This is a genomic window from Streptomyces sp. NPDC104761 (genome assembly GCF_055583445.1).
On record NZ_JBVJNZ010000009.1, the window covers coordinates 45,729 to 63,448 of the forward strand.

Consider the following 17,720-nt stretch of genomic DNA (forward strand, 5'->3'; position numbering starts at 1 on the left):
TGCTTCAGCCGGTGCCGCATCCGTCCCTCCGGCGGTGGGCGAGGTGCTCCGTACGGGGTACCAGTCCCCTGTGGACGCTCGCATGCGAGCGGGGGCACGCTGGGAGCTGCGGACCGGCTGTCCGGCCCTCCGGCTCTTGTGGCGGCGAGGAGGTCGACATGCGTACCCGGGTGCGTGGCTGGCGCTGGCGGTACAACCCGCTGCGGCGCAGGTCAGACGTGGTGGAAGCGTGGATCGCGCTGGCCGTGGCCGTCCTCCTGTGCGTGGGTGGGCCGCTGGTGGGTGCGTTGGCGGGGCTCTGGGCCCATGGGCAGGCGCAGTCGGTGGCGGCGGTGCAGCGCTCCGAGCGGCACATGGTCCGGGCCGTGGTCGTCGGCGGCACCCCGGAGCAGCTGCCGTCGGTGCAGGGCGGCGACCAGGCGCACGCCTACCAGACGAATGTCCGCTGGACCGTGCCCGGCGAGGGCACGCAGACCGCCCTGGCCCGGGTGCCGGCGGGCACGCGGACCGGTGACGCGGTGGACGTGTGGTTCGACCGGCAGGGGCACGCGGTCGCCCCGCCGCCCGACGACGTCGCCGTGTGGCAGCACACGGTCACCGTGGGCCTGTGCGGGGCGAGCGGGGCGGCGGCCGTGGTGCTGCTCGGGCACGGCATCGTGCGCCGGGTGGCGCTGCGCCACCGGCTCGCCGAGTGGGAGCAGGAGTGGGCGCGCACCGGACCGGACTGGACCCGCGGCCGGGCCTGAGACACCCCGCCCGTGCCGCCCGCGTGGACCGATCCGCGTCCCTCCCCGTCCCGCCACCGCCCTCGTCCGCGTCCGGGCGCCGGACTCTGTGGCCGCCCCTGCGATCGAGGTGACCCGACCACGAGGTGACCCGACCACCGGCCCTCGCCGCCCGGCGGTGCGGAACTCCTCCGCCCCCCGTCCACGCTTGCCGGCCCGGCGTACCTGACCAGCGGCTGAAGAGCTGACGGCAGGATCTTTTTCGCAGTTTTCGGACGGCGCAGAGGCCTGGCGATTCATCGGATCACCCACGTACGGTGTGATCATCCGCACCTACCCTTCTCCAAGGCGGTTGTTGATGGCCCTGTTCGACCTGCCCCTCGACGAGCTGAGCGAGTACCGCAGCACGTCCGTGGCGCCCGACGACTTCGACGCCTTCTGGTCCAAGACGCTCCAGGAAGCCCGCGCACACGATCTCGGCGCCCGTTTCGAGCCGGTCGACGCCGGGCTGTCCACGGTCGACGTCTACGACGTGACCTTCGCCGGGTTCGGCGGCCATCCGGTCAAGGGGTGGCTGCGGCTGCCAGCCGGCACCACCGAACCGCTGCCGCTGGTGGTGGAGTTCGTCGGGTACGGCGGCGGGCGCGGGCTGGCGCACGAGAACCTGCTGTGGGCGTCGACGGGGCGGGCGCACTTCACGATGGACACCCGCGGGCAGGGCAGCGCCTGGGGCGGCGGGGGCGGCACCCCCGACCCGGTCGGCGGCGGGCCGGCCTACCCCGGGTTCATGACGCGGGGCATCGACGCGCCCGAGAACTACTACTACCGCCGGGTGTACACGGACGCGGTCCGCGCGGTGGAGGCGGCCCGCTCGCATCCGCTGACCGACGCCGCGCGGACCGTGGCGCTCGGCGCCAGCCAGGGCGGCGGGATCACCATCGCCGTCGGCGGTCTGGTGCCCGACCTGGTCGCGGTCGCGCCGGACGTGCCGTTCCTGTGCGACTTCCCGCGCGCCACCACGCTGACCGACCGTCACCCGTACCGCGAGATCGCCCTGTTCCTGAAGACGCACCGCGGCCGCTCGGCGGACGTGCAGCACACCCTGTCCTACTTCGACGGGGTGCACTTCGCGGCGCGCGGCCGGGCCCCGGCACTGTTCTCAGCGGCCCTGGAGGACCAGACCTGTCCGCCCTCCACGGTCTTCGCCGCCTTCAACTCCTGGGCGCACGGGGACAAGACCATCGAGGTGTACGACTTCAACGACCACGAGGGCGGCGGCCCGTACCACGAGGCGGCCAAGGCGCGCTGGCTGCGCTCGTACGTCTGAGCAGGCGGCGGAATTGGACACGCGGGAGGCCGCGGAGCGGTTCGTCAGGGTCTGGGAGCGGGGCTGGGCCGCGCACGACGTGGACGCGCTGCTCGCCCTGTACGCCGAGGACTGTGTGCACCGCTCGATGCCGTTTCGCGCCCCGCACCGGGGCCGGGACGAACTCGCCGCCTATCTGCGCTGGTCGTTCGAGGCGGAGCGGGTGACGGACGTCAGGTTCTCGGCACCGCTGGTGGGCCCGGACGGGACCGCGGCGGCGGAGTTTTGGGTGCGGTCCGAGGAGGAGAGTGCGGCGGTCACGCTGGCGGGGTGCGTCTTCGTGCGCTTCGACGGGCGGGGGCTCGCGGTGGAGACCCGGGACTACTGGCACACCGCGGACGGGCACCAGGAACCGGCCGGGCGGCTCTTCCTCCTCTGACCTTCCCTCCAGTCCGACCAGTCGGTACGTTCGGGGTGCCCGGGCCGCAGCGTCGCGGTCCGGTTTCCGGCGTACGACGGAGGGCGCATGTCCCAGCACGAGCCACAGCCGCAGTCACAGCCCCAAGTCCAGGTCCACGGCCACTGCGATCCGCGGTTCGCGGCGGTGCGGAAGGCGTTCGAGGAGAACTTCCGGGACCGGGAGGAGCTGGGCGCCGCCGTCGCGGTGACGGCCGACGGTGAGACGGTGGTGGATCTGTGGGGCGGCTGGGCGGATCCGGCGCGCAGCCGGGCGTGGGAGCGGGACACCGTGGTCAACGTCTGGTCCACCACCAAGGGCCCGGTGGCCCTGTGTGCCCACGTCCTTGCCGACCGGGGGCTGCTCGATCTCGACGCCCCGGTGGCCGACTACTGGCCCGAGTTCGCGGCGGCCGGCAAGGAGCGGGTCCTGGTCCGCCACCTGCTCTCGCACCGGGCCGGGCTGTCCGGGCTGCGCGAGCCGCACTCGCTCGAGGACCTGTACGACTGGGAGCTGACGACCGCCCGGCTGGCGGCGACGGAGCCCTGGTGGGAGCCGGGGACCAGGTCCGGCTACCACGCGCTGACCTACGGCTTCCTGGTCGGCGAGGTGGTGCGGCGGGTGTCGGGGCTGCTGCCGGGGGCGTTCCTGGAGCGGGAGGTCACCGGGCCGCTGGGGATCGACTTCACGGTCGGGCTGCCGGAGAAGGAGTCCGGGCGGGCGGCCGAGCTGGTGCATCCCCGGGTCGTGTCGGACAGCGAACAGGCTGCGATCTTCAGCCAGTTGGCGCCCGCCGCGGTCGCCGCCCTGGCCAACCCGGGAGTGGGCGCGGCCGCGGCGAACACCCCCGCCTGGCGGGCGGCCGAGATCCCGGCGGCCAACGGGCACGGCACGGCCCGGGCGGTCGCGGCGCTGTACGGGGTGTTCGCGGGCCGCGGGGCGTACGGCGGCCTTCGGGTGCTGTCGCCGGAGGCGGCCGAGCGGGTGCGGGAGGGCCAGGGAAGCTGCCGTGACCTGGTGCTGGGGGCGGGCTTCGAGCACGAGACCGAGGTCGGGCTGGGGCTCTGGCTGAGCGGGCCGAACGGCTCGTACGGGCCGAACCCGCGGGCTTTCGGGCACGACGGGTTCGGTGGCTCCTGCGGGTTGGCCGACCCGGAAGCGGGGGTCTCCCTCGGATATGTCATGAACCGCATGGGGCCGCGGATCGCGGACGACCCGAGGAAGACCGCCCTGGTCAACGCCGTTTACGCGTGTCTGTGAGGCCCGCACGGTTTCGGCCGAACCCGTCGGCCGCTCTTCCCTGATGGTTTAGACCAATGCTAGATGTGGTCGCGGAACGAACCCGCACGGCTACGTCTTGTCATCATGGCCCGGCGGCGAGCCCCAGCCTGCTCGCCCCCGGGCCCCGGTGACCAAGCCCTGTCACCTTCAGGAGGCGCGGCATGGCCCGCACCACCCCCCACGACCACTCCGAGAGCGAAGGACAGCCCCTGTACTGGCGGATCGCGACACAACTCCTCGGCGAACTGCGCGACGGCACCCTGCCGCCCGGGGAACGGCTGCCGGCGGAACGGCAGTTGGCGCGGCACTTCGGGGTCAGCCGGGAGACCGTCCGGCAGGCGCTGGAGGTGCTGCGGCACAGCGGGCTGGTGGCCACCGACCGGCGCGGCAGCCACGCCACGCTGCACGGCCGTCCGGTGGAGAGCCCGGTCTCCCTGGCCTTCCCGGTGGGTGCCGGGCCCACGGAACACGGCGCGGTCGACCGGGCCACGGTGACCTGGGAGGAGCCGCCGCCCGAACACGCGGCGGCGCTGGGGCTGGCCCCGCACCGGCCGACCCTGGTGCACCGCTACGAGTCCGCCTCCCCCGACGGTCACGCTCTGCGCACCGCCGTGACCTCGTTCTCGGTGGTGGCCCTGACCGAGGTCGAGGAACTGGGCCGCTACCGGGACCGGGCCGACGGCTGTGCCGCCGCGCAGCTGCGCCGGGCCTACGACTGGATGCGCAAGGCGGGCCTCACCCTGCACCACCGGGACTCCATCACGCAGGTCGCGGACGCGTCCTCGGTTCGGGTGACCCGCCGGGTGCACGACCAGTACGCCCGCCCGCTGGAGATCACCGACCTGGTGGTGGACGCCCAGCTGGACGCGCTGGTCTACGAGTTCACGGTGCCCGCCGCGAGCTGACCGCTCCGGGCCACGACCAGCCGGGCACGCGGGCTGCCGTCGCCGCGCTGGCCGAACTCGGGCAGCGCGGACAGTTCGACGGTGAATCCGGCCCGCGCCAGCTCCGCCAGTACGGCGCCGAGCCGGAAGGCCCGGTAGTACATGACGAACGGGGGCCGCCACAGGGCGTTGCGGACCCGCATCACGGCGTCGAAGCCCAGCAGCATCCAGTATCCGGGGCTGCTGGGCCGCGGCGGCGCGAGCACCGGGAAGGCGAAGGCACCGCCCGGCCGCAGCACCGCGTGGACCTGGCCGAAGAGGCCGGGCAGCTCGCGGGGCAGGAAGTGGCCGAACGCCCCGAAGCTGACGACCAGGTCGAAGTCGGGCCCGAACGGCAGGGCCCGGGCGTCGGCGCGCACGTAGGTGATGTCCGGGCCCTCGGGCGGGGGCTGCCGGCGGGCGATCTCCAGCATGCCGGCGCTGAAGTCGACACCGGTGACGCCGTGCCGGCACACCCGGGCCAGGACGCCGGTGCCGGCTCCCGTCCCGCAGCACAGGTCGAGGCCGTCCTCGAAGGGGCCGAGTGGGGTGAGCGCCTTCGCGACCGCGTCCAGCACCGGGTCGGGCGTCCGGAACGGGGTGTGGTCGAACTTCGGGGCCAGCAGGTCGTAGCCGCGCTCGACCGAGGACAGGGCCTGGACGGCGAGTTCACGGAGGCTCGGGCCTTCGGGGCTGAACATCCGGCCAGCTTACGGGAGCGCACGGCGCGGGCGCGGCCCGTCGGGGGCCGCGCCCGTGCCGTGCGGTGTCACGCCACGGTGAGCGTGAGGGCGCCCGTGTAGGTGGAGCCCGCGGTGATCGCCGTCTCGGTGCCGTCGACCGTCAGCTTCACGGTCCGGCCGCGCGGCGCCCGCACGGCCGCGTCCGCCGCGAGGGTGAGGCTGGTCAGGTACGACGTCCCGGTGACCGTCCAGGTGGAGCCGCTGTTCAGCTTCACCACCACGCCGTTGTTGACGGCCGCCTGCACGGTGTTGGTGACGATGCCCAGCTCGTAGAAGGTGGACGAGTCGATCGAGGAGACCCGGTGCCTGGCCCTGGTCGCCGAGATGACGCCCTCGACGGACGAGTCCTCGAAGGTGAGGACCATGTTCTTGCCGCTCCGCATGCCGTTGTAGAAGTCACCCTTCAGCCCGATGGCGCTGAAGGTGGCGGCGCCGTCGGTGGAGTGGACGGCGGTGACGTCGAACGAGGTGTTCTTCACCGGGTCGGTGGTGGGCTCGGTGTAGACGCCGATGTTCATCATCCTGCCATTGACGTTGACCGGGCCCGGGTCGTCCAGCTCGATCATCTGGAGGATGACGCCGTCCCGCGGGTTGAGCCGGGCGCCGTGCGAGCCGTCCACCGAAATGGCGGTCTGCTGGCCCTTGTTGAGGAAGGTGGCCCGCTCTGAGTTGACGACGGTGCCGCCGTCCAGGGTGAGTTGTCCGGCACCGAAGAACATGTAGCCGAAGCGGCCGGAGTTCACCACCGTGCTGCGCTCCGGGATGCTCCGCACCTCGCTTTCGGACAGGCCGAGTTCCAGCTCGGCGTTGAGGGCGGCGACGGCGTCGCGGGTGCTGTCGCCGTAGTGCACGACGGCGGCCGGCCCGGCGATGATCGTCGCGTAGGAGCCGACGTCGAAGCGGGAGCCGAGGACGCGGACGGTGGCGTCGCCGATGGCGTAGGTGCCGTAGCCGTAGTCGCCGGTGTTGCCGACGTGGCTGTTGATCGCGGTCAGCTTCAGGCCGCTGCCGCCCTCGACCGACAGGGCACCCCAGGTCTCGGAGAACACGGTCGAGTTGAGGTAGGTGGCGATGCTGCCCGCGCCGATCAGGTTGGTGGCGCGGACGTTGCCGTCCAGGCCCAGCATCCAGGGCACCGACTCCATGTACGGGGTCTCGACGGTGGCCTGGTAGTCGGCCGGCAGGACGCCGTTGCGGGCGCGCAGGAAGGAGTCCTTGACGAGGACGTTGGCGCCGCCGTCGGCTATGACGGTGGTGCGGACCACGCCCTTGTTGCTGATCCGGGCGCCGTCCACGACCAGCCTGGTCGCGGAGCCGTCGCCGACCACGGCCGCTCCGTACCCGGCGAAGTCCGAGCGGCCGTTGCCGTCGAGGGTGATGGTGGGGCTCTGGAGGGTGTAGTCGCCGCTCTCGACGTAGACGCCGTTGAAGCACTCGCCGGTGGACGCGATCGACACGTGGCGCGCGGCGGTGTCGGTGACCTTGCCGCCGCGCACGGCGGAGAGCACGGACTTCGCGGAGTCGACTCCGTCCGAACCGACGTACAGGGCCTGCCGGAACGGGAAGGTCAGCGTCTGGTAGGTGACGTCGTGGGACTCGGCGACCGTGAGGACGACGTCACCGTCGTAGGTGCCGGCTTGGATGAGGGTGCCGGTGGCGCCGGTCGCGGTGAGCAGCTGGCCGGTCTCCACGCCGTCCACGGTGAGGCTGATGTCGTACCCGTCCGGGGCGACGATCCTGCCGCCGTCGCCGATGGTCAGCCGGCTCACCCGGGTGGTGGCGGCGAGCTCGTAGGTCTCCCCCGCGGCGACGGAGATCGTCCTGCCCGCCGCCTTCGGCGCGGCGGTGGCGGTGGCGGTGCCGGAGGCGACCGGAACGAGCACGGCCGCGGTCGCGGCGGAACCGGCGATCAGGAACGAGCGTCGGGATGTCAGCGTCATTGCAGGCCTTTCCACGGAGGGAGTGCGCCGTCGCGCAGAGTAATGGGCCGCCGGTCGGAACCAGGGCGACGAAGGCACCGGGGGTGCGCAGGGTGGAGTGAATCAGTCCCGGTAGAACCGGGACAGGCCTTGCACACACGCATCCCGGAACCCGATGCCTCGGATCGGGCGGCCCACTTCATGGCACTCACACAGAGTGGCCACAGTCCCCGGCGGCGGGCGCGCACGCCGGCGGGGCGGACGGCCCGCGCGCCGTCCGCCCGCCTGGTGCGCCGTTCGCCTACGCCGGGGCGATCATCCCCGCCGACAGGTCGATGTCCGCCCCGCACAGTCCGGGCATCGCCAGCATGGCGAGCAGGGCCCGCGCGACCTCGTCCTCCTCCACCAGCCGGCCGAGGGCCGCCCGGGAGGCGAAGTCCCGTTCCGCCTCCTCGACGGTGCAGCCGGTGAGTTCGGCGGTGAGCCGGAAGTTGCGGTCCATGCGGGGTCCGCGGACCGGGCCCGGGGAGAGGGAGTTGACCGCGACGCCCCGCGGGCCCACCTCGCCCGCCAGCGTCCGGGTGAGGCCGATCAGCGCCATCTTGGAGGCGGTGTACGGCGTGCGGTTGAGCAGCGGCCGTTTGCCGCTGACGGAGGCGACGTTGACGATGTCGCCCCGGCCGGCGGCGAGCATGGGCGGCAGGAACGCCCGGCACATGAGGTAGACGCCCCGGACGTTGGCGGCGAACACGTCGTCCCACTCGCCCGGTTCGATGTCGACGAGGGGTCGCACCGGTCCCGCGACGCCGGCGTTGTTGACGAGCAACGACACGTCCTCGTCGGCGAGTCCGGCGGCGAGCGCGCGCACGGAGTCGGGGTCGCAGACGTCGCACACGGCCGTACGGGCCGCCGCGCCGGCCTTGGCCGCGGCCTTGGCGAGGGCCCGCTCGTCGCGGCCGGCGAGGATCACCCGGGCCCCGGCGTCGGCGAGCGCCAGCGCGAAGGCCCGGCCGAGCGGACCGCCCCCGCCGGTGACCAGGGCCGTACGGCCCTCCAGGCTCACGCCTCGTGCCACGGCAGCGCGTCGCCCGCGGCCCGCGCGGCCCGTACGTCACCCGAGCGGGCGTGGCCCTCGAACAGCTCGACCCGCGACGCGCGCCCGCACAGCCGCCCGAGCAGGGCCTGCGAGGCGGTGTCGGTGACCTCCTGGTAGGTGACTGTCCTGAGGTACTTCCCCACCCACAGGCCACCGGTGTAGCGGGCGGCACCACGTGTGGGCAGCACATGGTTCGTGCCGATGACCTTGTCGCCGAACGACACACAGGTGCCCTCGCCGAGGAACAGTGCGCCGTACTGGGTCATCCGCTCCAGCGCGAGGCGCGGTTCGGCGGTCAGCACCTCGACGTGTTCGAAGGCGAACGTGTCGGCGAGTTCGTACAGTTCGTCGATGGAGCCGACGACGTGCACCTGGCCGTGGTGGCGCCAGGCGGGCTCCGCGTAGTCGCGGGTGGGCATGCCGGGGAGAAGGCGCTCGACCTCCGCGATGGTCTGCTCGGCGACCTCGCGGGAGGTGGTGATCAGGACGGCCGGAGAGTCCGGGCCGTGCTCGGCCTGCGAGAGCAGGTCGACCGCGCACACGAACGGGTCGGCCTGGTCGTCGGCGAGGACCAGGATCTCGGTCGGCCCGGCGAACAGGTCGATGCCGATCTCGCCGAACAGCTGGCGCTTGGCCTCGGCGACGTAGGCGTTGCCCGGGCCCGCGATGAGGTTGACGGGTTCCATGGTGGCGGTGCCCACGGCCATCGCGGCCACCGCCTGGACGCCGCCGAGCAGCCAGATCTCGTCGGCGCCGGCCAGGTGCATGGCCGCGACGGTGGCGGCGGGGATCTCGCCGGAATCCAGCCAGCCGCGCGTAGCGCGTCCTTGAGGGGCGGCGGTCGGGCGGCGGGTGGGAGGGGTGCAGGCGACCACCCGGGGCACGCCCGCCACCTTGGCGGTGACGACGGTCATGTGGGCGGAGGCGGTGAGCGGGTAGCGGCCGCCCGGGATGTAGGCACCGGCCGCCTGCACGGGGATGTGCTTCTGGCCCAGCTTGACGCCCGGCAGCGTCTCCACCTCGAACTCGCCCATCGAGTCGTACTGGTGGCGGGCGAAGTTCCGGACCTGCTCCTGCACGAACGTGATGTCGTCGATGACCTGCTGCGGCACCGAGGCGACGATCTTCTCGACCTCCTCCGTGCTCAGCCGGAAGGAGCCGGGGCTCCACTTGTCGAACTTCTCGGAGTACTCACGGACGGCCGCGTCACCGCGCTCGCGGATGTCGGCGATGACACCGGCGACCGTCTCGCGTACCTGGTCGAGGGAGGCGGCCACCTCGGCCTTGGGCACGGCGTGCTTCAGGATCTCTGCCACAACTGCGGCCTTTCTCGGAAGGTTCGGGGTTACACCGGGGGCGCTTCGAAGACCACGTCGGGGTCGTTGAACTGCTCCTTGGCGACCGACTCGCTCATCGGGTCGGCGGTCCCCCACTGGTCCTGGGTGATCGGGTCGTTCACGTCGTGCCGGCCGGGGTGCCACAGGTCCTCTTCGAGGACGGCCAGTTCGGTGGTGTACTCGACGGTGTTGCCGTGCGGGTCGTGGAAGTAGGAGAAGGTGTTGTCGCCCGCCAGGTGCCGTCCCGGACCCCAGGTGAGCCGGGTCCCGGCACGCAGGGCACGCCCGGTGCCGCGCATGTACTCCTCCACCCCCCGCATCTCGAACGAGGCGTGGTGCAGCGACACATGGGGGCCGCGCGCGATGGCGAAGGAGTGGTGCAGCGGGCTGCACCGCAGGAAGTACATGAGGTCACCCATGTGCGTGGAGTACAGGGTGTCGGTGAGCCGGAACCCGAGGTGCCGGATGTAGAAGTCCCGGAGCCCCTCCGGGTCCTGGGAGTTGACCACACAGTGCGAGAGCCGCACCGGGACGGCCTCGCGCTCCTCGATCTTCCGGTGGGTGCGGGTGGCCACGTCGGCCGAGACCTCGACGACCCGCCCGTCGGGGTCGAAGAAGCGCAGCCCGTAGCCGCCGCCCGGGGTGTCCAGCGCCCGCGGCTCGTGCACGATCCGCACCCCGGCCCGTCCCAGCCGCACCGCGAGCTCGTCGACGGCCGCCGGCGACACCGCGCCGAAGGCGACGAGGTCCATCCGCTTCCGCTCGTCCTCGCGGATGCGGACGACGTACTGCTCGGGGCTGCCCTCGGCGGCGAAGAACGCGATGCCGCCGTCGTTCGCGACCTCCGTCAGGCCCCAGGTGGTGCCGTAGAAGGCCCGCTGCGTGGCGAAGTCCGGTACGGCCAGGTCGACATGGCGCAGATGGGTGATCGGCTGGAAGCTCATGCGTGGCTCCTGACGGTGTTGCGCTGGTGGCCGAGGCCGGTGATCTGCGCGTCGATCACGTCGCCGGGCCTGAGGAAGACCCCCCAGCGCGCGCCGTTTCCGGCCGGGGAGCCGGTGAGCAGCAGGTCGCCGGGGCGCAGGGTGGTGGTCGTGGAGGCGTAGGCGATCAGCCGGGGAATGTCGAAGATCATGTCCTTGGTGGACTCGTCCTGCCGGACCACCCCGTTGTGCCGCAGGGTGATCCGCAGGTCGCCCGGGTCGCCGACGAAGTCGGCGGGGACCAGGAACGGCCCGGTCGGCAGGAAGGTGTCGGCGTTCTTCGCGGTGAACCAGTCGGTGCCGATGGCCTTCAGGTCGGGCCGGTACAGCCGGTCGCGGGTGGTGAGGTCGTTGCTGATCGTGTAGCCGGCGACGTACGACATGGCCTCCGCCGCCGGGATGTTCCTTCCCTGCCTTCCGATGACCAGGGCGAGTTCGAGCTCCCAGTCGTGCTGTTCGCCGAGCGCGGGCAGCACGACGTCGTCGTACGGCCCGCACAGGGCGCGCGGTGAGCCGAGGAAGAGGTACGGGACGCCGTCGCGGATCCGCTCGTCCATCATCTTCTCGGCGTCGGCGCGGGCCTCCTCCGGCGTGGCGCCGTGCACGCTCTCCTTCTCGGCGGCGACCAGGTCGACCACGTGCCTGCGGTAGTTGGCGCCGCTCTGCAGGATCTGTCCCGGTTCCAGCGGCGTCCGGACCCGCAGGTCCGCCAGGTTGTGCCAGTCGCCGTCGCGGGCCGCGGCCAGCTCGTGCAGCCGGGGCAGCCAGGTGTCCCAGTCCTCGACCAGTGCGCGTACCGACGCCACCAGGCCGGAGAGGTCGTGGACCCGGGTGCCGGTGACCAGGCCGGGGAAGACGGCCGGGCCGTCGCTGAAGGTGCCGAGCGCGAAGGGTCCGGCGTGGGAGGGGGAAGGTTCGGGCACGGGCGGCTCTCCTCGTACGGGTGGGGGCTCGCCTTCGACGCTAGGCATCGCGTCCGGTCGGCGGAAATGGCTGTTCGCGATGGCTGCCATCGCCGCCGCACGCGGTCCCCGCCTGCCACGGTGCGCGGTTGCACCGCGGTGAGCGGTTGCACCGCGGTGCGCGCCATCGGTGTCGGGGATGGATGACGTCCCCCTTGTCGATGCCTCGATCCGTTGACCCTGCACCTACCGCCGATCAGGCTCGATGCCACCCCGAACCGAGGAGCACACCGTGGTAGTCGAGCACGCCGAGCTGACCGTCGAGGAAGGCCGGGAGGCGGAATTCGAGGAGGTCTTCGGCAAGGCCCGCGCGGTGCTCGCCGAGGCGGACGGGTTCGGCTGGGCCGAGCTGCTGCGCGGTGAGGAGCGGCCGCGGACGTTTCTGCTGCTGGTCGGCTGGGAGTCGGTCGAGGCGCACACGGCCGGCTTCCGGGAGTCGGAGCGGTTCGCGCGCTGGCGTGCCCTGGTCGGCCCGTTCCTCGCCGCCCCGCCGGCCGTCGAGCACTTCCGCGAGCTGGGCCCCCGCTTCACCGGCTGACAGCCGCTGCCCCCACCACCTGTCTTTCTACTTTCGCAAGGATCGCCCATGCCCGTGAACAAGGTGCTCGTCGTCGGCGGCGGCATCACCGGAAGCGTGCTGTGTCTCGCCCTCGCCCAGCGCGGGGTCGAGGTGGAGCTCGTCGAGGTCTCGCCCCAGTGGTTCGGGGTGGGCCACGGCATCACCATCCAGGGCAACGCGCTCAAGGCGCTGCGTTCGGTCGGCGTGCTGGACCGGGTGCTGGCCCGTGCGGTGCCGTTCGACCTGATGCGGCTGCGCCGGGCGGACGGCGGTCTGATCACCGAGCTGGAGACCCCGCACACCGGCGGCGCCGACCTGCCGTCCACGGCGGGCGCGCTCCGCTCGGACCTGCAGAACGCGCTGTGCGACGCGGTGTACGCGCACGGCGTCACGGTCCGCCTGGGTCTGAGCGTGCGCGGCCTCGACCAGTCCGGCGGCCCTGTGCACGTGACGTTCACCGACGGCTCCACCGGCCGCTACGACCTGGTGGTCGGCGCGGACGGCATCAACTCGGCGATGCGCGCGCTCATCGGTATCTCCGCGAGGCCGCACCCCGTGGGCATGTCGATCTTCCGGGTGGTGGCCCGGCGGCCCGCCGAGATGGACTGTGCCGAGGTGTACTACGGCGGTCCGCGCTACAAGGCCGGCTACAGCCCGATCGCCGCCGACCAGTGCTACGCCTACCTCCTCGACGAGAACCTGGACGCCGCCCTGATCGGCCCGCGTGCCTCGCTGGACCTGCTGCGCGAGCGCGGCGCCGGGTACGGCGGCACCTGGGGGAAGATCCTCGCCGCGCTGCCGGACGACACGGCGGTGGACTACCGCTGGATCGAGGCGGTGCTGGTGGACGAGGACTGGCACCGGGGGCGGGCCATGGTGATCGGCGACGCGGCGCACGCCTGCCCGCCGCTGATCGCGCAGGGTGCCGCGATGTGCATGGAGGACGCGGTGCTGCTGGCCGAGCTGGTCACCGCCGACGAGCCGGTGGACCGGGCCCTGGACCGGTTCATGGCCCGGCGGCTGCCCCGCGTCCGCATGGTGCTCGACAACTCGCTCCGGCTCGCCGAGTGGGAGATCCACCCGGACACCCCGGGCGCCGACCCGGCCCGGATCATGTCGGAGACCCTCGCGTCGCTGACGGTGGCCGCGTGAGCACGCCCGTCGTCGACTTCCACGGCCATGTCGCGGTGCCCGAGGCCGACGCCCTGGTGGCCGGCACCGAGGGGTTCGCGGCCGAGCTGGCCGCCGAGCAGCGCGCCCACTCCCCCGCGTCGCTGACCGCCAACCGGGCCCAACTCCGGCGTTTGAGCGCGAGGTTGACGGACGTGGACACCCGGCTCGCCGACCTCGACGCGATGGGCGTCGACCTTCAGGTGGTCGGCCCGATGCCCATGCACCACTACTGGTCCGGCCCCGGTCTCGCCGTGCGGCTGGCCCGTACCGTCAACGAGGCGGTGGCCGCACACTGCGCCGCCGCCCCCGGCCGGCTGTACGGCCTGGGCACGGTGCCGCTCCAGCACCCGGACCTCGCGGTCGCCCTGCTGGACGACGCGGTCACCGAGCTGGGCCTGTACGGCATCAGCGTCTCCACCACCGTCGGGGGCCGGGAGCTGGCCGACCCCGCGCACGACGACGTCTGGCTGAAGGCCGAGGAGCTGGGCGCGGTCGTCTTCGTCCATCCCTGGGGCTGCTCGCTCGGCGACCGGCTCGCCTCGAACTACCTCGGCAACACGGTCGGACAGCCCACCGAGACCACGGTCGCACTCTCGCACCTGATCTTCACCGGGGTGCTGGACCGATTTCCGCGCCTGAAACTGGTGGCCGCGCACGGCGGCGGCTACCTGCCGACGTACATCGGCCGCTCCGACCACGCCTGGCGGGTACGGCCGGACGCGCGCGGCTGCGCCGAGCCGCCCAGCGCCTATCTGCGGCGGATGTGGTTCGACGCCCTCGTCTACACGCCTCGGGCGCTGCGCCATCTGGTCGAGGAGGCGGGCGCGGACCGGGTGGTGCTCGGCACCGACCACCCCTTCGACATGGGCGTGACCGACCCGGTGGCCCGTCTGGACGCGGCCGGCCTGGACCCGGCGGCGCGGGCTGCGATCGCCGGGGGCAACGCGCTGGACCTGCTGCTGAAAGGACACACCCGATGACCCTGGGGCCCGTCGAGGAAGAGCTGGCCAAGGCCCGCGCCGCATACCGCAACCGGGGCCGCTGGGGCGACGACGACGTCCGGGGCACGCTCAACTTCGTCGACGACGCGATCCGCGCGCACGCCGCGAGTCTGGTCCGGCGCGGCCGCACCTTCTCCCTGGCCCGGCGGACCGACCGGTCCGGCGCCCGGGCCGCCACCCGGTGGCAGGGGCTGGGCCACGACACCGGGCAGGCCCCGCACGGCGCCTGCACCGGCCGCGGGGTGCTGCTCGACGTCGGCCGGGCGGTCGGCGACGCGCGGGGTGAACTCCCCGACGGCTTCGCGATCCTGGAGGAGCACCTGCGGGACACCGTCGAGGCGCAGGGTGCCACCTCCAGTGTGCGCCGGGGCGACCTCGTCCTCGTCCGCACCGGGCAGCCGGTCCGGGTACGGCGGCTCGGCGCCGGGCCCGCGTCCGGCGCCGGGGACGCGCCGGGCCTGTCCTTCACCACCCTCGGCTGGCTGCACCGCACGGAGATCGCGGCCGTAGCCGCCGACACGTGGGGCCTCGAAGTACGGCCGCACGAGTTCGCCGAGCCGGTGTCGTCGCCGCTGCACCGGATCGCCCTCGCGCACATGGGCCTGCCGCTGGGCGAGATGTGGGACCTGGAGGCCCTCGCGGCGGACTGCGCGGCCGACGGTGTCTACGAGTTCCTGCTGGTCGCTGCGCCCTTGCCGGTGACAGACGCGGCCGGTACCCCCGTCCACCCCGTCGCAGTCAAGTGAGCCGCCCGTGAACACGAACCGATTCTCCGGCACCCTCCACCTCCCCGGTGACGCGGACTTCGAGGAGGCCGTCCACGGCAGGGTCTTCAACGCCCGCCGCCCCGCCGACCGGATCCCCGCCGCGGTGCTCCTGGCGGTCACCGAACAGGATGTCGTCGAAGGCGTCCGGCTCGCCCTGGAGCGGGGCTGGCAGGTCGCCGTCCGCTCCGGCGGGCACAGCTGGGCCGCCTGGTCGGTGCGCAGGGACGCCCTGCTGATCGACCTCGGCGGCTTCCGCGAGATGGCGTACGACGACACGACCGGGATCGTGACGGCCACCCCCAGCGTCAAGGGCGGCGACGAACTCAACCCGTACCTGGGCGGGTTCGGGCGCTTCTTCAACGGCGGGCACTGTCCGTCCGTCGGCATCGGCGGCTTCCTGCTCCAGGGCGGGCAGGGCTGGAACGCGCGCGGCTGGGGCTGGGCGGCCGAGAACGTCGTGGCGATCGACGTCGTCACGGCGGACGGCGAACTGGTCCGGGCCGACGAGAGCGAGAACAGCGACCTGTTCTGGGCGGCACGCGGGGCGGGTCCCGGCTTCTTCGGCGTCGTCACCCGCTTCCACCTGCGCACCCGCCCGCTGCCCCGGCACCTCGCGCACACCGTGCACGCCTACCCGCTGGACCTCTTCGACGAGGTCATGACCTGGCTGCACGACATGCACCACACGGTCTCCCCCCTGGTCGAGATCGTCGCCCTCACCCAGACCCCGCCCGGCCTCGACGGACCGGTGCTGCTGGTCACGGGGGTCGCGATGACGGACAGCCCGCAGGAGGCGGCCGAGGCGCTCGCGCCCCTGCACGCCAATCCGTACGCGGACCGCGCCCTGTTCCGCGTCGAGGCGCAACCCACCACCCTCGCGGAGCAGTTGACCGGCCAGCGGACCGCCAACCCCGAGGGCCACCGCTACTTCGTCGACAACGCCTGGCTGACCGGCACCGCCGCGGAGGTCGTCCCGGCGATCCGCAAGGCGTTCACCGAGCACCCGACGCGGCAGACCTTCACCATCTGGTTCTCCATGGCGCCGCTGCGGCAACTCCCCGACATGGCCTTCTCGTTGCAGTCGGAGATCTACTGCGCGAGCTATGTCGTCCACGACGACGCCACGCGGGACGCGGAGCTGCGCGGCTGGCTGGACGAGGCGATGGCGGCGATGCAGCCGGTGACCGCGGGCCAGTACCTGGGCGACTCCGACTTCACCGTACGGCAGTTGAGGTTCATGGGGGACGAGCAGTGGCGGCGGCTGAACGAGATCCGGGACGCCCGTGACCCCAAGGGCGTGTTCGCCGGCCATCTGAGCGCCGGGCCCGTCACCAACACCAACCACTGGGAGAGTTGAGCAGCCATGCGTTTCGCGACATACGAGCACGAGGGCGAGGAGCGCGCCGGTGTGGTGCGGGACGGGGTGATCCACCCGCTGCCCGACGGGGTGAGCGTCCTGACGCTCGTCGAGGCGGGTGTGCTGTACGCGGCCGGCATCGAAGCCCTGGACGCGCCCGGCGATCTGACGGTGGACCAGGTGCGGTTGCTGCCGCCCCTGAAGCCGCCGTCCATCCGGGACTTCGTCGGGTTCGAGGCGCACATCGAGGGCGTGTCGAAGTCGCTGGACGGGCTGGAGCACGTGCCCGAGGAGTGGTACCGGGCGCCCGCCTTCTACTTCACCAACCCGCACGCGGCCTACGGCGCCCGCGACGACGTGCCGGTCCCGGCGGGCTGCTCGGTGCTGGACTTCGAGCTGGAGGTCGGCGCGGTCATCGGCCGCAGCGGCCGGGACCTCACCCCCGAGCGGGCGAGGGACCACATCATCGGCTACCTGGTCTTCAACGACTGGTCGGCCCGTGATCTGCAGAAGCCGGAGAAGAACCTCGGCCTGGGCTTCTCCAAGGGCAAGGACTTCGCCAACACGCTCGGCCCCTACCTGGTCACCGCCGACGAGGTCGAGGACCGGCGCGACGCGGACGGCTTCCTGGACCTGGAGATGACGGTCACCCTGAACGGCGGGCTGATCGGCCGGGACACCCTCGCCAACGTCTCCTGGACCTTCGAGGAGATGGTCGCCTACGCCAGCCGGGACGCCTGGGTGCGCCCCGGCGACATCCTCGGCTCGGGCACCTGCGGCTGGGGCGCGCTCGCCGAGTTCTGGGGGCGGCTCGGGGAGCGCACCCCGCCCCCGCTGCAGCCCGGCGACGAGGTGACGCTGACCGTCGAGGGGCTGGGCACGGTGTCCAACCGGATCGTGCCGGGCCGGGCGGACGCGTACCTTCCGCGGGCCCGCAAGAGGGGCCGCACCCCGCGGCCCTAGCACCCGAAGCTGTGCGGGGGCTGTGCTGCGCGCACGCCCCCCACCTGCGGGTATCCGGTGCCGGGATGGCTGGCATCGCATCTTCCTGAGAGTCGCCCCGACCCCCTTCCTCGACGGTCGTGCGCTGGTTAACCTCGCGTTTCACCGAAGCTTCAAGGACGTGGCCGG

At 72.7% G+C, this 17,720-nt stretch carries 17 protein-coding genes; 11 read left to right on the forward strand and 6 right to left on the reverse strand.

Going from position 1 to position 17,720, the window contains the following annotated elements; translation table 11 throughout:
- The first annotated feature begins 158 nt into the window (after window positions 1-158).
- The 5 genes from ACZ63F_RS24195 to ACZ63F_RS24215 all read left to right on the forward strand — a co-directional run bounded on the left by ACZ63F_RS24195 (window position 159) and on the right by ACZ63F_RS24215 (window position 4,674).
- A complete protein-coding gene (locus ACZ63F_RS24195; RefSeq protein ID WP_352360604.1) occupies window positions 159-746 on the forward strand; it encodes an Rv1733c family protein in 588 nt (195 codons plus the stop codon).
- Window positions 747-1,083: 337 nt separating this feature from the next.
- Entirely contained in the window at window positions 1,084-2,052 is a 969-nt protein-coding gene (locus tag ACZ63F_RS24200; RefSeq protein WP_469713636.1) for an acetylxylan esterase, read from the forward strand.
- Window positions 2,053-2,065: 13 nt separating this feature from the next.
- Window positions 2,066-2,470 carry a nuclear transport factor 2 family protein gene (locus tag ACZ63F_RS24205; protein ID WP_469713638.1) on the forward strand — a complete coding sequence of 135 codons (405 nt, stop codon included), beginning with the start codon at window positions 2,066-2,068 and terminating at the stop codon, window positions 2,468-2,470.
- Window positions 2,471-2,557: 87 nt separating this feature from the next.
- Window positions 2,558-3,748, forward strand: a complete 1,191-nt coding sequence (locus tag ACZ63F_RS24210) for a serine hydrolase domain-containing protein (protein ID WP_469713640.1) — start codon at window positions 2,558-2,560, stop codon at window positions 3,746-3,748.
- Between the two features lie 182 nt (window positions 3,749-3,930).
- The gene (locus ACZ63F_RS24215; RefSeq protein WP_469713642.1) at window positions 3,931-4,674 is read left to right on the forward strand and encodes a GntR family transcriptional regulator; all 744 of its coding nucleotides are present in this window, start codon (window positions 3,931-3,933) and stop codon (window positions 4,672-4,674) included.
- Here ACZ63F_RS24215 and ACZ63F_RS24220 read toward each other — a convergent pair.
- The 6 genes from ACZ63F_RS24220 to ACZ63F_RS24245 all read right to left on the reverse strand — a co-directional run bounded on the left by ACZ63F_RS24220 (window position 4,644) and on the right by ACZ63F_RS24245 (window position 11,693).
- Window positions 4,644-5,393, reverse strand: coding sequence for a class I SAM-dependent methyltransferase (locus tag ACZ63F_RS24220; RefSeq protein WP_469713644.1), 750 nt, complete (start codon window positions 5,391-5,393; stop codon window positions 4,644-4,646). The two genes, ACZ63F_RS24215 and ACZ63F_RS24220, sit on opposite strands and share 31 nt — an antisense overlap.
- Window positions 5,394-5,461: 68 nt before the next feature.
- On the reverse strand, window positions 5,462-7,375 hold the full coding sequence (locus tag ACZ63F_RS24225; RefSeq protein ID WP_469713645.1) for a hypothetical protein: 1,914 nt from the start codon (window positions 7,373-7,375) through the stop codon (window positions 5,462-5,464).
- Between the two features lie 280 nt (window positions 7,376-7,655).
- Entirely contained in the window at window positions 7,656-8,429 is a 774-nt protein-coding gene (locus ACZ63F_RS24230; RefSeq protein WP_469713647.1) for an SDR family NAD(P)-dependent oxidoreductase, read from the reverse strand.
- Window positions 8,414-9,766, reverse strand: coding sequence for a histidinol dehydrogenase (gene hisD / locus ACZ63F_RS24235; protein ID WP_469713648.1), 1,353 nt, complete (start codon window positions 9,764-9,766; stop codon window positions 8,414-8,416). The genes ACZ63F_RS24230 and hisD overlap by 16 nt, the downstream gene beginning before the upstream one ends.
- A gap of 29 nt (window positions 9,767-9,795) precedes the next feature.
- Window positions 9,796-10,731 carry a VOC family protein gene (locus ACZ63F_RS24240; RefSeq protein WP_469713650.1) on the reverse strand — a complete coding sequence of 312 codons (936 nt, stop codon included), beginning with the start codon at window positions 10,729-10,731 and terminating at the stop codon, window positions 9,796-9,798.
- On the reverse strand, window positions 10,728-11,693 hold the full coding sequence (locus tag ACZ63F_RS24245; RefSeq protein WP_469713652.1) for a fumarylacetoacetate hydrolase family protein: 966 nt from the start codon (window positions 11,691-11,693) through the stop codon (window positions 10,728-10,730). Before ACZ63F_RS24245 ends, ACZ63F_RS24240 begins: the two co-directional genes overlap by 4 nt.
- A gap of 271 nt (window positions 11,694-11,964) precedes the next feature.
- Here ACZ63F_RS24245 and ACZ63F_RS24250 point away from each other — a divergent pair, with 271 nt between their 5' ends.
- From ACZ63F_RS24250 to ACZ63F_RS24275, 6 genes are read left to right on the forward strand one after another with little or no spacing between them, the layout of a single operon-like run.
- The gene (locus tag ACZ63F_RS24250; protein WP_469713653.1) at window positions 11,965-12,270 is read left to right on the forward strand and encodes an antibiotic biosynthesis monooxygenase family protein; all 306 of its coding nucleotides are present in this window, start codon (window positions 11,965-11,967) and stop codon (window positions 12,268-12,270) included.
- Between the two features lie 48 nt (window positions 12,271-12,318).
- Window positions 12,319-13,443, forward strand: coding sequence for an FAD-dependent monooxygenase (locus ACZ63F_RS24255; protein ID WP_469713655.1), 1,125 nt, complete (start codon window positions 12,319-12,321; stop codon window positions 13,441-13,443).
- Window positions 13,440-14,444: an amidohydrolase family protein gene (locus ACZ63F_RS24260; RefSeq protein ID WP_469713656.1), complete on the forward strand. Its 1,005-nt coding sequence runs from the start codon at window positions 13,440-13,442 to the stop codon at window positions 14,442-14,444. The genes ACZ63F_RS24255 and ACZ63F_RS24260 overlap by 4 nt, the downstream gene beginning before the upstream one ends.
- A complete protein-coding gene (locus ACZ63F_RS24265; RefSeq protein ID WP_469713658.1) occupies window positions 14,441-15,211 on the forward strand; it encodes a cyclase family protein in 771 nt (256 codons plus the stop codon). Before ACZ63F_RS24260 ends, ACZ63F_RS24265 begins: the two co-directional genes overlap by 4 nt.
- A 7-nt stretch (window positions 15,212-15,218) precedes the next feature.
- Window positions 15,219-16,589 (forward strand): FAD-binding oxidoreductase, encoded by a 1,371-nt coding sequence (locus ACZ63F_RS24270; RefSeq protein ID WP_469713659.1) that lies wholly within the window; start codon window positions 15,219-15,221, stop codon window positions 16,587-16,589.
- 6 nt (window positions 16,590-16,595) lie between these two features.
- Window positions 16,596-17,552 (forward strand): fumarylacetoacetate hydrolase family protein, encoded by a 957-nt coding sequence (locus tag ACZ63F_RS24275; protein ID WP_469713660.1) that lies wholly within the window; start codon window positions 16,596-16,598, stop codon window positions 17,550-17,552.
- Window positions 17,553-17,720 lie beyond the last annotated feature (168 nt).

Coding starts and splice junctions, on each gene's coding strand:
- ACZ63F_RS24225 (WP_469713645.1), bottom strand. CDS start 7,375: ATGACGCTGACATCCCGACGCTCGTTCCTGATCGCCGGTTCCGCCGCG.
- ACZ63F_RS24275 (WP_469713660.1), top strand. CDS start 16,596: ATGCGTTTCGCGACATACGAGCACGAGGGCGAGGAGCGCGCCGGTGTG.
- ACZ63F_RS24265 (WP_469713658.1), top strand. CDS start 14,441: ATGACCCTGGGGCCCGTCGAGGAAGAGCTGGCCAAGGCCCGCGCCGCA.
- ACZ63F_RS24240 (WP_469713650.1), bottom strand. CDS start 10,731: ATGAGCTTCCAGCCGATCACCCATCTGCGCCATGTCGACCTGGCCGTA.
- ACZ63F_RS24200 (WP_469713636.1), top strand. CDS start 1,084: ATGGCCCTGTTCGACCTGCCCCTCGACGAGCTGAGCGAGTACCGCAGC.
- ACZ63F_RS24220 (WP_469713644.1), bottom strand. CDS start 5,393: ATGTTCAGCCCCGAAGGCCCGAGCCTCCGTGAACTCGCCGTCCAGGCC.
- ACZ63F_RS24215 (WP_469713642.1), top strand. CDS start 3,931: ATGGCCCGCACCACCCCCCACGACCACTCCGAGAGCGAAGGACAGCCC.
- ACZ63F_RS24210 (WP_469713640.1), top strand. CDS start 2,558: ATGTCCCAGCACGAGCCACAGCCGCAGTCACAGCCCCAAGTCCAGGTC.
- ACZ63F_RS24255 (WP_469713655.1), top strand. CDS start 12,319: ATGCCCGTGAACAAGGTGCTCGTCGTCGGCGGCGGCATCACCGGAAGC.
- ACZ63F_RS24195 (WP_352360604.1), top strand. CDS start 159: ATGCGTACCCGGGTGCGTGGCTGGCGCTGGCGGTACAACCCGCTGCGG.